Consider the following 14316-nt stretch of genomic DNA (forward strand, 5'->3'; position numbering starts at 1 on the left):
CCGCCCGTCTCCGCATCAACAAAAAACCCCGGCCTGGACCGGGGTTTTCTTTTGCGCGCCGAAGCGCGCGGCCAGCGTGACGCGGCTTACGCCGTTTGCGCCACGACCGGCTCGACGCCGGCTGCCTCGGCGAGGATCAGCGCCTTGTCGGTCGCTTCCCACGTGAATTCCGGCTCCGAGCGGCCGAAGTGGCCGTAGGCGGCCGTCTTTTCGTAGATCGGACGCAGCAGGTCGAGCATCTGCACGATGCCCTTCGGACGCAGGTCGAAATGCTCGCGCACGAGCTTCGTGATGACGTCGTCGGACACCTTGCCCGTGCCGAACGTGTTGACCATCACCGAGGTCGGCTCGGCCACGCCGATTGCGTACGACACCTGGATCAGCGCGCGCGAGGCCAGGCCCGCGGCGACGATGTTCTTGGCGACGTAACGGCCCGCGTAGGCGGCCGAACGGTCGACCTTCGACGGATCCTTGCCCGAGAACGCGCCGCCACCGTGCGGGGCTGCGCCGCCGTAGGTATCGACGATGATCTTGCGGCCGGTCAGGCCGCAATCGCCTTGCGGGCCACCGATCACGAAACGGCCGGTGGGGTTCACGAGGAACTTGATGTCGCCCTTGATCAGCTCGGCCGGCAGCGTCGGCTTGATGATCTCCTCGATCACGGCTTCGCGCAGTTGCGGCAGGTCGATGTCCGGCGAATGCTGGGTGGACAGCACCACGGTGTCGATCGCATGCGGCTTGCCGTCGACGTAGCGGACGGTGACCTGCGACTTCGCGTCGGGACGCAGCCACGGCAGGCGGCCGTCGCGGCGCAGGTTGGCCTGGCGCTCGACCAGACGGTGCGACAGGTAGATCGGCAGCGGCATCAGTTCCGGCGTTTCGTCGCACGCGTAACCGAACATCAGGCCCTGGTCGCCCGCGCCCTGATCGAGGTTGTTGTCGTGCGCGCGATCGACGCCTTGCGCGATGTCCGGCGATTGCTTGTCGTAGGCGACCAGCACCGCGCAGCCCTTGTAGTCGATGCCGAAATCGGTGTTGTCGTAGCCGATGCGACGGATGGTGTCGCGCGCGATCTGGATGTAGTCGATGTTGGCGGTGGTGGTGATTTCACCCGCCAGCACGACGAGACCGGTATTGCACAGCGTTTCGGCGGCCACGCGCGAGTACTTATCCTGCGTGAGGATCGCGTCGAGGATAGCGTCGGAAATTTGATCTGCGACCTTGTCCGGATGACCTTCGGATACGGATTCGGACGTGAAGAAGAAGTCGTTTGCCACTTGAGTCAGCTCCTGTGTGGTTACGGTTGCATTCACGTAGCCAGCTTCGGAAGCGATTGAAGCGGCGACGCTTTAGCGGATTTCTTGATCCGGATGAGCGCTTTGGCCCTGCCGGCTTCGCCCCGCAAGTTGTCAGTTAACTCGGCGAAGCCCGTATTATAGCGACTTTATTCATCAGTCACGCAAGAGCCCCGACGTGCCGGCCCTCACGATCCTTCAGAACTCCCATCCTTTTCCGCCTGCCGCGCAAGCGCATGGAGCATGCGCATGCTAGGGCGCCTCGCCACCCGGCTCGCACTGCTTGTGCTGAAGCTGTTCGCAGTACTGCCTTACGGCGTGACGGCGCGCTTCGGCGACGGCCTCGGCTGGCTGCTCTATCGCATTCCGAGCAGGCGAAAACGCATCGTACATACGAATCTGAAACTCTGCTTTCCTGAGTGGAGCGACGCGCGGCGCGAGGAAATCGCCGGCAAGCATTTCCGTCACGCGATCCGCAGCTACGTCGAGCGCAGCGTGCAGTGGTTCGGCTCCGAGAAGAAGCTCGCCAAGCTGATCGAGGTGGACAGCGCGATCGATCTGACCGATCCGGACATGCCGCCCACGCTGCTGCTCGGCTTTCATTTCGTCGGCATCGAGGCGGGCACCATCTGGATCAACCGCGAGCTCCAGCGCACCTGCGGTTCGTTGTACCAACCATTTTCGAACCCGATCCTCGAGGTCGAGGCCAAGCGCGCGCGCAGCCGCTTCGATGCCGAAATGGCCGGCCGCGCCGACAGCGCGCGCATCGTGCTGCGCTGGCTGCGCGACCGCAAGCCGGTGATGCTCGGCGCCGACATGGATTACGGCGTGCGCAACTCCACGTTCGTGCCGTTCTTCGGGATTCCCACCTGCACGCTGACCGCGGTGGGCCGGCTGGCGAAAACCGGCCGCGCGCAGCTCGTGCCGGTGATCGGCGAGGTGCTGCCGAACTACAAGGGCTACCGGCTGCGCGTATTCAAGCCGTGGGAGAACTACCCCACCGGCGACGACGATCTCGATGCGCGCCGCATGAACGCCTTCCTCGAAGAGCAGATCCTGCTGATACCCGAGCAGTATTACTGGGTCCACAAGCGCTTCAAGACGCGCCCCGAAGGCCAGCCCGGCTTTTATTGAGCGACGCGCGCGGCGCACTCGTCGCGCAGGTAGCCGAGAAACGCCTGCTGCACCGCCGTGCCGAGCCAGTCGGCACGCAGCGTATAGCCCACCACCCGCCGCGCCTCCGGAGCTTCCAGCTCCAGCGCGGCCATCTCGCTGCCCGGAAACGCCTCGTCGATCTGCGAGCGCGGCAGCAGCGTGATGCAATCGCTCTCCGCCAGCATCGCCACCATCATCGCCAGCGAGCTCGTCTCGACCACCAGCGGCGGCTTCACCGTCAGTTGCGCGAGCAGCGCATCGATCACGGTGCGGCGCGGCACGTTGCGCTGCGGCACCACCCATTCGTACGCCGCCAGATCGCGCGTGGCCACCCGCTTGCGCCGCGCCAGCCGGTGGCCCTTGCGCACCGCGATCACGTACGGATCGGCGAACAGCTCGGTTTCGCCGAGCAGCCCCGTCACGCGCGGCTCGCGCAGCGCGCCGACGATCACGTCGAGCGCGCCGTTCTGCAATTCCCGCGACAGGCGCTCGTACGAGCCTTCGTCGACCGTCACGCGCGCCGCCGGATAGCGCGCGCGCAAGCGCTGGATCGCCCGCGCGACGCGGCGCGGCGGCAGCATCGGCAGCAGGCCGATCGCCAGCTTGCCGGTGAGCTGGCCGCGCGCGGCGGCCAGATCCTCGCGCGCCTGGGCGATCTCGACCAGCGCCACGCTGAGGCGGCGCGCGAACTCGATGCCGGCCGGATTCGCGGCCACGCTGTGCACGCGGCGCCGGTAGAGCGACACGCCGACCGTCTCCTCCAGTTGCCGCGCCGCGCGATGCACGGCCGGCTGCGAAATGCCGAGCCGCATGGCCGCCTCGGCCGCCGAACCGGCTTCGGAAATCGCGATGTGGCAGCGCACCTGCGCGTCGGTCAGGTGGCGGCACAGGTTCGCCGCATGGGCCGCGCCAGCCGTGCCGGCCTTGCTCGCCGTGGTCTCACCCACCAGCGCCGCGATGCCGCCCTCGATCTGGTCGAGCATGCGCCGCACGCGCCGCTGCAGGATCGCGCCGTCGGCCGTCAGCTCGCTGCCGCCGAAACCGCGCACGAACAACTGGCCACCGAAACTGGCTTCCAGCTTGGCGATCGCCAGGCTGACGGCCGGCTGCGTGCGTCCGGCGCGCGCCGCGGCCTGGCCGATGCCGCCCGCCTCGCACACCGCGTCGAACAGGAACAGCCGCCGCAGCCGCGACAGGTCGTCGTCGTGCGGATCGTCGTCGCGAATCGCCATCCGTCCCCCTGGGTCGTCTCTGTGGAAACCCCTAGCTTAACCAAAATTTATGTGCCAGGCCTCACTACATATTGCGGGCCGCGACGCCATCCGCCTTACAGTGGCAGCCATTCGTTCCACACCGATTTCAATCAGGAGACCGGACATGTCCGTCGTCATCGATACCCATACCCACGCCATTTCTCCGGATAATCAACGCTATCCGCTCGCGCCGGTCGGCGGCCATCAATCCGAGTGGTCGGCCAAGCGCCCAGTGACCTACGCCGGCCTGCTCGAATCGATGGATGCGGCCGGTATCGACCGCGCGGTCGTGGTGCAGGCATCGACGGTGTACGGCAACGACAATAGTTATGTGGTCCACGCGGTGCGTGCGCACCCGGACCGCTTCGCCGGCGTGTTCTCGATCGACGTGCTCGCGGCCGACGCCGTCTCGCAACTGCAGCGCTGGCTCGACGCCGGCCTGTCGGGCCTGCGCCTGTTCACCACCGGCAGCACCATGCCGGGCCAGGCCGGCTGGCTCGACGACGAGCGCTCGTTCCCGGTGTGGGATTACGCGCAGCGCCACGGCGTGTCGATCTGCCTGCAGATGACGGCGCAGGGCATTCCGGCGCTGCTGAACATGCTGGCGCGCTTCCCGGAGATCCGCGTGCTGCTCGATCACCTGGCGCGTCCGGACCTGGCCGGCGGCGCCCCGTACGAAGCGGCCGCGCCGCTGTTCAGCCTGGCCGAACATCGCGGCGTGTACCTGAAGCTGACCAACCGCACCATCGCCGAGGCCTCGCGCGGCGCATCGACGCCGGGCGAATTCTTCCCGCGCGTGCTCGACGCGTTCGGCGCCGACCGCATCGCCTGGGGCTCGAACTTCCCGGCCGCCGAGGGTTCGCTGCCGCAACTGCTGGCCGATGCGCGCGAAAGCCTGGCGATGCTGCCTGCGCCGGCGCGCGAGGCGATCTTCGGCGGCACGGCGCTGACCGTCTACCCGGCGCTGTCGCGCTGAGCGCGAGCCCGAAACGCCTGCATTCCGGAATCCGACGATGACCCGCACCTCGCCCGCCCCGCGCCTGATCACCGCGCTGAAAACCTACCCGCACACGCAAGCGCTGAAAACCGGTGCGTTGAGCGACCCGGCCGTCGACCTCGTGTTCGACGACGTCGAGCCGATCCACCGAGCGTTCGCGCCGATGGCGCGCCGTCAGGTCTACGACGTCAGCGAACTGGCGATCGCCACCTATTTGCAGGCGAAGGCCTACGGCAAGCCGCTGGTGCTGCTGCCGTTCGTGATCGCCGCGCGGTTCCAGCAAGGCTGCATCATCTACAACCGTCGCCACGGCGAACTCGACGTGAGCCGCCTGGCCGGCAAGAAGGTGGGCGTGCGCGCCTACACGCAGACCACCGGCATGTGGGTGCGGGCGATCCTCGCCGGCACCTACGGCGTGCCGCTCGAACAGATCGAATGGGTCACGTTCGAGGGCGCGCACCTGGAGGAATACCGCGAGCCGTCGTTCGTGCGCCGCGCTGCCGCCGACCAGAAGATGCTGGCGATGCTGCACGCGGGCGAGCTCGACGCGGCGATCTTCGGCAACGATCTGCCCGACGATCCCGATTTCGCGCCGCTGATCCCCGATGCCGCCGCCGCCGACCAGGCCTGGTACGCGCAGCACCGTTTCGTGCCGATCAACCATGTGGTGACGGTCACGCAGGCCGCGGCCGAGGCGCATCCGGAGGCCATTCGCGCGGTGTATAAGCTGCTGTGCGAAGGCAAGGCAGCCGCTGGCGGCGCCAGTGCCGGCAAGCCGGACAAGCTTCTGGCAGGCTACGAGGCGCTGCGCGGCCCGCTGCAGGAAACGATCGCGGCCTGCGAGGCGCAGCAGTTGCTGCCGCGCGCGCTGAGCGTCGACGAGATCTTCGCCGACAGCTACGCGATCCTCGGCGACACGGCGCGCTGACCCGCGCCGCCCCGCTTCGTACCCGCATCGGTATCACGCTTTTCGCATGTCGAGCGAACCCCAGTTCGCCGCCGCACCACCAGGAGACACCATGAGCTTGCCCGGCAAGTCCACCGCCACCGCGCCCCGCCGGCGCCGCCCGTTCTACCGCGACCTGTCGTTCCAGGTCATCGCCGGCATGGCGCTCGGCGTTGCCACGGGCTACGTGTTCCCGAAGTTCGGCATCAACCTGCAACCGCTGGGCGACGCGTTCATCCGCGTGATCCAGATGCTGATCGGCCCGATCATCTTCTGCACGGTGTGCAGCGGCATTGCCGGCGTGAAGGATTTCGGCAAGGTCGGGCGGGTGGCGATCAAGGCGCTGTTCTATTTCGAGGTGGTCACGTCGCTCGCGCTGGTGCTCGGGCTGGTGGTGATCAACGTGCTGAAGCCGGGCGTGGGCATGAACGTGGACATCCACAGCGTGCATTCGTCGGCCGTGGACGCCTACGTGGCGAAGGCGCACCACGTCGTGACCACCAGCGAATTCCTGCTCAACGTGATCCCGCACACGGCGATCAGCGCGTTCGCCAACGGCGACGTGCTGCAGGTGCTGTTCTTCTCGGTGCTGTTCGCGTTCGGCCTGGCGGCGATCGGCGAGCGCGCCAAGCCCGCGCTCGACCTGATCGATTCGGCCGCCGGCTCGCTGTTCTGGATCATCGGCCTGACCATGAAGGTCGCGCCGCTCGCCGCGTTCGGTGCGATCGCATTCACCGTCAGCAAGTTCGGCTTCGGCACGCTGCTGTCGCTCGGCAAACTGGTGCTGGAGTTCTACCTGACCTGCGCGCTGTTCCTCGCGCTGATCCTGTGGCCGATCGCGAAGCTGAACGGCTTCAGCCTGCTGCGCCTGATGCGCTACATCGGCGCGGAACTGCTGCTGGTGATCGGCACCAGCTCGTCGGAAACGGTGTTTCCGCAACTGATCGACAAGCTCGAACGGCTCGGCTGCGAAAAATCGGTCGTGGGCCTCGTGCTGCCGACCGCCTACACGTTCAACCACGACGGCACCTGCCTGTATTTCGCGGCCGCCGCCGTGTTTCTCGCGCAGGCCACCAACACGCCGATGAGCTGGCACGACCAACTCGTGCTGCTGCTGGTGCTGCTGCTGACCTCGAAGGGCGCGGCCGGCGTGTCCGGCGCCGCGATCGCGGTGCTCGCCGCCACGCTGGCCGCCTCGAACACGATTCCCGTCGAATCGATCGCGCTGATCCTCGGCATCCACAAGGCGATGTCGAGCGGCTTCGTGTTCACCAACATCGTCGGCAACAGCGTCGCGACGATCGTGGTGGCGAACTGGGAGAAAGCGCTCGACCGCACCGCGCTGCGGCGTGAACTGAAAGCCGGATTCCAGCCCGACGCCGCGCCGCTCGCGCGGCTCGACCGGGCCGAAGGCGGCCACGCCGGCCACTGACCTCGCACCAACCGGCGCCCAGGCGGGCGTCGGTGCAGCAAACGCAGCCCGATACGCTGCGAAATTAATTAGCCCTGCGAATAATAATGCGGTGTCGCGTCGCGGCGCACCGATGGGGCGTGACAACACGGAGACACACGGTGAAGACAAGGGTTTGGAGACACCTCGGGATGGGCCTGTCGGCCAGCACGGCGCTGACGGTGATACTGCCGGCGCACGCGCAGTCGAGCGTGCAGCTGTACGGCACGGTGGATGGCGGGATCCGCTATCAGACCAACGCGGCGAAGGGCGGCGGCACGATCTACACGATGAATTCGAACGGCTATTTCAGTTCGAACAAGCTCGACTTCCGGGGCCGTGAGGATCTGGGCGGCGGCTGGGATGCGCACTTCCTGCTGGAGAGCGGCTTCAACGTCGGCAACGGCCAGCTGGACAACACCACCAACACGCTGTTCCAGCGGCAGTCGTTCGTCGGCCTGGGCAACAAGAAGTACGGTTCGCTCGATTTCGGCCGGCAATACACGATCGCGCACGACATCATCAGCTACTACGATCCGTTCCACTTCCACTTCACGCCGATCCTGCCGCTGACGCAGGCGTCCGACGGCACGCGCAACAACAACGACGTGAAGTACAAGAACCACTTCGGCAACGTGCTGTTCGAGGTGGACAACTCGTTCGGCGGCGTGGCCGGCAATTTCGCCAGCGGCGCGGCGCACGCGGTGGGCCTCACCTACACGCTCGGGCCGGCCTCGCTCGGCGGGGTGTACGGGCACCGCAGCGTGCTGTCGGGCACCAACTACGCGGGCGACACCTACTACATGGGCGGGGCCAGCTACCGGCTCGGGCCGGTCGAGCTGTCGGGCGGCTTCATGTCGGAGGATCTGCAGACGCAGGGCGCGCCGCACCAGGTGACCAACAACGCCTTCGGCGGCCTGTCGTGGAACATCAAATCGACGATGGTGCTCTACGGCGGCTATTACCAGACCACGGTATCGACCGACAAGGCGAGCCGGCGCGGCCTGTCGATCGTCTCGCTGGCTTATCTGCTGTCCAAGCGCACCACGCTGTACGCGGAAGCCGACTACACCTCGTATCGCCATTCGGTGGTCAGCACGCTCAACCCGAACGGCGTGCCGAGCCAGACGGCCGTGACGATCGGCATCGACCATCTGTTCTGATGTAGCGCCAACGGGCGAGCGCGGCCTTCATTGCGGATGGGGGGCGCGCTCGACCTTCGGCATGCCTTTGGCGCGCGCTTGCACGAGGTCGTAGGCCAGTTGTTCGGCCAGCCAGAGATCGGCGCGGCCGCCGCGCTCGACGCCGAGCCAGCCTTCGATGCGCAGGGCCATTTCGGGGGAAATCGCGGCGCGGGCGTTGAGCACGCGCGACAGCGCCGCGCGCGTCACGCCGAGTTGCGCCGCGGCTTCGGTGACGGACAGGCCCAAAGCGGGCAACACATCGTCGCGCAAGGTTTCGCCGGGGTGAGGGGGGGTGAGCATGCGTGTCATTCGGGTAGCGGTTCAGTGATAGTCGCGAGGTGAAATCGCCGGCCGACGCCACGATTGGCATCCGGCGTCCGGAAGATCCTCGCCAAGAATTCAACGATTCTGCAAGCCCCGCCATCTCATAACCCTGCGCGATAGTGTCTCGTTCGCTGGCCGTCCGGCCGGCTTGCCGATGAAATCCCCCGTCATTGATTCGCACCCCGAAGCCCGCCAACCCGCTCCCATTCCCGCCCGGCAGTCCATGTATCATTCACGGTCAGGCTGACGCAGCGCGCGCGGCGTACCCGGCGCAGCGCCTCCCCGGCGCGCCGCCCGGCTCGATCGCGCCCCGCCAGCCCCGTCCGACAGGCAACCCTGGAATACCGTGAAACTTCCGTTCACCAAGATGCAAGGCGCCGGCAACGACTTCGTCGTGCTCGACGGCACCGCCGGCGACCTCGGCCTCACGCCGGCGCGCGTGCGCGCGCTCGCCGACCGCCATTTCGGCATCGGCGCCGATCAACTGCTGCTGGTCGAGCGGCCGAGCCTTGATGGCGTCGATTTCAAGTACCGGATCTTCAATTGCGACGGCGGCGAGGTCGAGCATTGCGGCAACGGCGCGCGCTGCTTCCTCAAGTTCGTGCGCGACAAGGGCCTGACCGACAAGCGCACGGTGCGCGTCCAGGTGCAGCACGGCGTGATCACGCTGACCATGCAGGAGAACGGCGAGGTGGTGGTCGACATGGGCACGCCCGTGTTCGAGCCGGCCCGCGTGCCGTTCGACGCGGCCGGGCTGGACGCCCGCCGCGAGGGCGCGGACACGGTCTACCCGCTCGACGTGAACGGCGCGACGCGCTGGATCTCCACGGTGTCGATGGGCAATCCGCACGCGGTGCAACTGGTGGACGATGTCGAAGCGTTCCCCGTGCTGGTCGACGGCCCCGCGATAGAGCGCCACGCGCGCTTCCCGCAGCGCGTGAACGCCGGCTTCATGCAGATCGTCTCGCGCCGCGAAGTGAAGCTGCGCGTGTTCGAGCGCGGCGCGGGCGAAACGCTCGCCTGCGGCACCGGCGCCTGTGCGGCCGTCGCGGCCGGCATCCGGCGCGGCGTGCTCGATTCGCCGGTTGCCGTCCACACGCACGGCGGCACCCTGACGATCCGGTGGGACGGCGCCCGCGACGACACCGCCCCGTTGACGATGGCCGGCCCCGCCGTGACCGTCTTCGACGGCGCGATCGAACTGGCTGCCTGAGCCCGCCGACCCGGCCCACCGCCCCGCCCCCCCGCTCCCGAACCCAAGCGCACCGGAACCGAACGCTTTATGAACGAACGCGACGTCGCCGACTACCTGCTCGCCAACCCCGAATTCTTCGCCCGGCACGCCGAACTGCTGGCGACGGTCAAGCTCGCGAGCCCGCACGGCCGGGCCGCGATCTCCCTGCAGGAACGGCAGATGGAGATGCTGCGCGACAAGAACAAGCTGCTCGACCGGCGCCTGGCCGAACTGCTGCGCTACGGCCACGAGAACGACGGCCTCGCCGCGAAGTTCGACCGCTGGAACGCCCGCGTGATCGCCGAGCGCGACCCGCACGCGCTGCCGCGCGCGATCGCCGGCGGCCTGGCCGAGGTGTTCGACGTGCCGCAAACGGCGCTGCGGATCTGGGACGTGGCCGACGCCTACTCGCAGGCCGAATTCGCGCGCCACGTCGGCGAGGAAGTGCGCCTGTTCGCCAACAGCCTGACCACGCCGTATTGCGGAGCCAACACCGGCTTCGAGGCCGCACAATGGCTCGCGCCCGTCGAGGCTTCGGCCGAGAGCGGGGAAGGCACCGCTGCCGCCTCGGGCTCGCCCGAATCGATCGCGCTGGTGCCGCTGCGCCCGCCCGGCGCCGACCACGACGCCAACGCGTTCGGCCTGCTGGTGCTCGGCTCGCCCGACACGCGCCGCTTCCACGACGGCATGGGCACCGATTTCCTGGCCCGCATCGGCTCGCTCGCCAGCGCCGCGCTCACGCGCCTGCTGCCGCACTGAGCGGCATCGCCATGACCGACGATCCGATCGCCGCCTACCTGTCGTACCTGCAGCACATCAGGCAGTTGTCGGAGCACACGCTGCGCGGCTACGCGCACGAACTCGACGCGCTCGTCGCGTTCGCGAACGGCCGGCCGCTCGCGAGCCTGGGCGCCGCCGACATGCGCGGCGCGGTGGCGCGCGCCCATGCGGGCGGCCTGTCGGCGCGCTCGATCGCGCACCGGCTGTCGGCCTGGCGCGCGTTCTACCGCTGGTATGCGTTGCGCGTGGAGATGCCGGCCAACCCGGTCGCCACGGTGCGCGCGCCGAAACGCCCGAAGACCTTGCCGAAGGCGCTGTCGGTGGACGACGCCGCCGCGCTGATGGAGTCACCGTTCCCCGACACGCCCGAAGGCGTGCGCGACCGCGCGATCGTCGAGCTGTTCTATTCGTCGGGGCTGCGGCTCGCCGAGCTGGTCGGCCTCGACGTGCATTACGCCCAGGGCGGCGGCTACCGGTCGGCCGGCTGGCTCGACCGCGCCGAGGCCGAAGTCACCGTGCTCGGCAAGGGCGGCAAGGAGCGCAAGGTGCCGGTCGGCCGCAAGGCGCTCGACGCGCTCGACGCCTGGCTCGGGCTGCGCGACGGCTGGGTGCGCGCCGATCCGCACCCGCTGTTCCTGTCGGTGCGCGGCAACCGGATGGCGCCCGGCGTGGTGCGCGAGCGCGTCAAGCGCGCCGCGCTCACCGCCGGCATCCCGGCCAACGTCCATCCGCACGTGCTGCGCCATTCGTTCGCCACCCATGTGCTGCAATCGAGCGGCGACCTGCGCGCGGTGCAGGAGTTGCTGGGCCACGCCAGCATTTCGGCCACCCAGGTCTATACCTCGCTCGACTTCCAGCATCTGGCGAAGATCTACGACAGCGCCCACCCGCGCGCGAAGAAGCGCGACTGACGCCGCCGGCGGCCGGCGCGAGCCGAGTCCGGCGCACCGGCCGTGTGCCGGTTTTGCGCGGGTTCAGCACCCGTTCTTGCCCACGTTCTTGCGCCCGTCGCCCACCCGTTTTGCACTGTTTTGCGCCCCGCGCCCGTGTTTTCACCTGCTTGACCGCCGCGCCCCGCGCGGCCCGAATCGATACCGACATGCAAACCGTTACGCTCAAACCGTCGAAAGACAAATCCCTGCTGCGCCGCCATCCGTGGGTCTACGCCAACGCGATCGACCGCGTGGACGGCAAGTCGCCCGCGCCCGGCGCGACCGTCATCGTGCGCTCGCACGACGGCCGCTTTCTCGCGCGCGGCGCCTACAGCCCGCATTCGCAGATTCGCGTGCGCGTCTGGAGCTTCGACGAGGCCGAGCCGATCGACCACGCGTTCTTCAAGCGCCGCGTCCAGCGCGCCGTGGCGCACCGCCAGACGATGGTGACCGGCACCGACGCGGTGCGCCTGGTGTTCGGCGAGGCCGACGGCCTGCCCGGCCTGGTGGTCGACTATTACGTGGACGACGGCTTGCCGCACGCGCTGCCGCTCGGCCAGTCGCCCGACGCCACGGCGCCGGCCACCGAGCGCCGCGGCCAGTTGGTCTGCCAGTTCATGGCGGCCGGCGTCGAGGCCTGGAAGGAGGCGATCGTCGCCGCGCTGACGGCCGCCACCGGCTGCCCGAACGTCTATGAGCGTTCGGACGTGTCGATTCGTCAGAAGGAAGGGCTGGAGCAGATCACCGGCGTGCTGGCCGGCGACGCGCCGCCGCCCACGCTGATCGCGCGCGAAAACGGCGTGCGGTATCACGTCGACGTGCCGAACGGCCACAAGACCGGCTTCTACGTCGATCAGCGCGACAACCGCGCGCTGGTCGGCCAGCTGTCGCGCGAGCGCGACGTGCTGAACTGCTTCTGCTACACCGGCGGCTTCTCGCTCGCGGCGCTGGCCGGCGGCGCCCGCCGCGTGGTGTCGATCGATTCGTCGGGCGACGCGCTGGCGCTGGCGCAGCGCAACGTCACCGCCAACGGCCTCGACCCGGCGCGCGCCACCTGGCTCGACGCCGACGCGTTCAAGACGCTGCGCCGCCTCGCCGACGAAGGCGAGCGCTTCGACGTGGTGGTGCTCGATCCGCCGAAGTTCGCGCCGGCGCGCGAGCACGTGGACCGTGCCGCGCGTGCCTACAAGGACATCAACCTGAGCGGCTTCCGGCTGCTGCGCCCGGGCGGCCTGCTGTTTACCTATTCGTGCTCGGGCGCGATCGACATGGATCTGTTCCAGAAGATCGTGGCCGGCGCGGCCGCGGACGCGCGCGTCGATGCGCGCATCCTCAAGCGGCTCGGCGCGGGCGTCGATCACCCGCTGCTGACGGCGTTCCCGGAAGGCGAATACCTGAAGGGCCTGCTGTTGCAAATCGCCTGAGCGCCCCGATCTGCGGAATCCGCCGCGCGTATAGGGCCGAACGGCCGAGGCGCGCGGTCTTGACAACTATGTTTCAATAAGTGGTTATGCAGGCGCGGCGGCAAGCCGGCGCCGCAATGGCATTGCGCCGGGGCCGTCCCGGCTTTGACCCCGTTTCCCAAACAAGGCGATCGACATGGCCACTCCCGTCACCATCCTCACCGGCTTCCTCGGCAGCGGCAAGACCACGCTGCTCAAGCGCATCCTGAACGAACAGCACGGCATGAAGATCGCCGTGATCGAGAACGAGTTCGGCGAAGAGAACATCGACAACGAAATCCTCGTGCAGGACAGCAACGAGCAGATCATCCAGATGAGCAACGGCTGCATCTGCTGCACGATCCGCGGCGATCTGGCGCGCGCGCTCGGCGATCTGGCCGCCCGCAAGCGCGAAGGCAAGCTCGATTTCGACCGCGTCGTGATCGAAACCACCGGCCTGGCCAACCCCGGCCCGGTCGCGCAAACCTTCTTCATCGACAGCGAGATCGCCGACGATTTCCTGCTCGACGCGATCATCACGCTGGTCGACGCCAAGCACGCCAACGCGCAGCTCGACGAGCACGAAGTGGTGCAGCGCCAGGTGGGCTTCGCCGATCGCCTGTTCATCACCAAGGCCGATCTGGTCGACGAGGCCACGCTCGCCGGCCTCAAGCACCGCCTGATGCACATGAACCCGCGCGCGGCGATCCGCCAGGTGAATTTCGGCGAAGCCGACATCAAGGAAATCTTCGATCTGCGCGGCTTCAACCTGAACGCCAAACTCGAGATCGATCCGGATTTCCTGGTGGAAGACGATCACGCGCATCACGATCATGGCCATGACCACGGTCACGACCATGGCCACGATCACGCGAACTGCGATCATGACCACGGCCATTGCGATCACGATCACGGCCACGGTCACCAGAACCACCATCACGCGCACCACGACGACAAGATCAAGTCGTTCGTCTACCGCAACGATCGCCCGTTCGATCCGAACAAGCTGGAGGATTTCCTCGGTGGCATCCTGCAGATCTACGGCGAGCGCCTGCTGCGCTACAAGGGCGTGCTGTACATGAAGGGCGTGGATCGCAAGGTGGTGTTCCAGGGCGTGCACCAGATGATGGGCAGCGATCTGGCCGCGAAGTGGCTGCCGGTCGACAAGAAGACCAGCAAGATGGTGTTCATCGGCATCGATCTGCCGCAAGACCTGATCACCGACGGCCTCGACGCCTGCCTCGCGTAACGCCGCGAGCCACCGGCCGGGCCACCTCGCGGGCCCGGCGGCACAGTCAATTCCCCCGCCCCCTCCCGCATTTCG

The 14316-nt window shown here is 67.9% G+C and carries 11 protein-coding genes and 2 pseudogenes; 10 read left to right on the forward strand and 3 right to left on the reverse strand.

All coding sequences use genetic code 11. The features are described from left to right. Nucleotides 1-86 precede the first annotated feature (86 nt). Nucleotides 87-1277: a methionine adenosyltransferase gene (gene metK, locus AB4850_RS31935; protein ID WP_414443394.1), complete on the reverse strand. Its 1191-nt coding sequence runs from the start codon at nucleotides 1275-1277 to the stop codon at nucleotides 87-89. A gap of 261 nt (nucleotides 1278-1538) precedes the next feature. Here metK and AB4850_RS31940 point away from each other — a divergent pair, with 261 nt between their 5' ends. Continuing rightward, complete coding sequence (locus tag AB4850_RS31940) at nucleotides 1539-2429, forward strand: lipid A biosynthesis lauroyl acyltransferase (RefSeq protein ID WP_414443395.1); 891 nt, start codon at nucleotides 1539-1541, stop codon at nucleotides 2427-2429. On the opposite strand, the gene AB4850_RS31945 is transcribed toward AB4850_RS31940, so the two are convergent. Continuing rightward, on the reverse strand, nucleotides 2423-3682 hold the full coding sequence (locus tag AB4850_RS31945; RefSeq protein ID WP_414443396.1) for a LysR family transcriptional regulator: 1260 nt from the start codon (nucleotides 3680-3682) through the stop codon (nucleotides 2423-2425). The genes AB4850_RS31940 and AB4850_RS31945 overlap by 7 nt on opposite strands. A gap of 217 nt (nucleotides 3683-3899) precedes the next feature. Here AB4850_RS31945 and AB4850_RS31950 point away from each other — a divergent pair. The 4 genes and pseudogenes from AB4850_RS31950 to AB4850_RS31965 all read left to right on the forward strand — a co-directional run. Further along, a pseudogene (locus AB4850_RS31950) lies at nucleotides 3900-4679 on the forward strand (amidohydrolase family protein); the annotation flags it as partial. A 37-nt stretch (nucleotides 4680-4716) separates the two neighbouring features. Then, the gene (locus AB4850_RS31955; protein ID WP_414443397.1) at nucleotides 4717-5628 is read left to right on the forward strand and encodes a hypothetical protein; all 912 of its coding nucleotides are present in this window, start codon (nucleotides 4717-4719) and stop codon (nucleotides 5626-5628) included. Between the two features lie 91 nt (nucleotides 5629-5719). Further along, complete coding sequence (gene dctA / locus AB4850_RS31960; protein ID WP_414445673.1) at nucleotides 5720-7078, forward strand: C4-dicarboxylate transporter DctA; 1359 nt, start codon at nucleotides 5720-5722, stop codon at nucleotides 7076-7078. A 140-nt stretch (nucleotides 7079-7218) separates the two neighbouring features. Continuing rightward, on the forward strand, nucleotides 7219-8259 hold the full coding sequence (locus AB4850_RS31965) for a porin (RefSeq protein WP_414443398.1): 1041 nt from the start codon (nucleotides 7219-7221) through the stop codon (nucleotides 8257-8259). A 27-nt stretch (nucleotides 8260-8286) separates the two neighbouring features. On the opposite strand, the gene AB4850_RS31970 is transcribed toward AB4850_RS31965, so the two are convergent. Beyond that, nucleotides 8287-8589: a HigA family addiction module antitoxin gene (locus tag AB4850_RS31970; protein ID WP_414443399.1), complete on the reverse strand. Its 303-nt coding sequence runs from the start codon at nucleotides 8587-8589 to the stop codon at nucleotides 8287-8289. A gap of 361 nt (nucleotides 8590-8950) precedes the next feature. Here AB4850_RS31970 and dapF point away from each other — a divergent pair, with 361 nt between their 5' ends. From dapF to AB4850_RS31995, 5 genes and pseudogenes are all read left to right on the forward strand, one after another. Continuing rightward, nucleotides 8951-9817: a diaminopimelate epimerase gene (gene dapF, locus AB4850_RS31975; protein WP_414443400.1), complete on the forward strand. Its 867-nt coding sequence runs from the start codon at nucleotides 8951-8953 to the stop codon at nucleotides 9815-9817. Nucleotides 9818-9886: 69 nt separating this feature from the next. Continuing rightward, on the forward strand, nucleotides 9887-10597 hold the full coding sequence (locus AB4850_RS31980; protein ID WP_414443401.1) for a DUF484 family protein: 711 nt from the start codon (nucleotides 9887-9889) through the stop codon (nucleotides 10595-10597). Nucleotides 10598-10608: 11 nt separating this feature from the next. Further along, a complete protein-coding gene (gene xerC / locus AB4850_RS31985; RefSeq protein WP_414443402.1) occupies nucleotides 10609-11529 on the forward strand; it encodes a tyrosine recombinase XerC in 921 nt (306 codons plus the stop codon). 188 nt (nucleotides 11530-11717) lie between these two features. Further along, a complete protein-coding gene (locus AB4850_RS31990; protein ID WP_414443403.1) occupies nucleotides 11718-12974 on the forward strand; it encodes a class I SAM-dependent rRNA methyltransferase in 1257 nt (418 codons plus the stop codon). Nucleotides 12975-13137: 163 nt separating this feature from the next. Continuing rightward, nucleotides 13138-14241 (forward strand): annotated as a pseudogene (locus AB4850_RS31995) (CobW family GTP-binding protein); the annotation flags it as partial. Nucleotides 14242-14316: the final 75 nt, after the last annotated feature.

It is taken from the genome of Burkholderia sp. 22PA0106, from assembly GCF_047497155.1.
Taxonomy (GTDB): domain Bacteria; phylum Pseudomonadota; class Gammaproteobacteria; order Burkholderiales; family Burkholderiaceae; genus Burkholderia.

Bases quoted from the DNA above. Each gene is read 5' to 3' on its own strand.
- AB4850_RS31940 (WP_414443395.1), top strand. From the start codon at position 1,539: ATGCGCATGCTAGGGCGCCTCGCCACCCGGCTCGCACTGCTTGTGCTG.
- AB4850_RS31945 (WP_414443396.1), bottom strand. From the start codon at position 3,682: ATGGCGATTCGCGACGACGATCCGCACGACGACGACCTGTCGCGGCTG.
- AB4850_RS31955 (WP_414443397.1), top strand. From the start codon at position 4,717: ATGACCCGCACCTCGCCCGCCCCGCGCCTGATCACCGCGCTGAAAACC.
- dctA (WP_414445673.1), top strand. From the start codon at position 5,720: ATGAGCTTGCCCGGCAAGTCCACCGCCACCGCGCCCCGCCGGCGCCGC.
- AB4850_RS31970 (WP_414443399.1), bottom strand. From the start codon at position 8,589: ATGACACGCATGCTCACCCCCCCTCACCCCGGCGAAACCTTGCGCGAC.
- AB4850_RS31980 (WP_414443401.1), top strand. From the start codon at position 9,887: ATGAACGAACGCGACGTCGCCGACTACCTGCTCGCCAACCCCGAATTC.
- xerC (WP_414443402.1), top strand. From the start codon at position 10,609: ATGACCGACGATCCGATCGCCGCCTACCTGTCGTACCTGCAGCACATC.
- AB4850_RS31990 (WP_414443403.1), top strand. From the start codon at position 11,718: ATGCAAACCGTTACGCTCAAACCGTCGAAAGACAAATCCCTGCTGCGC.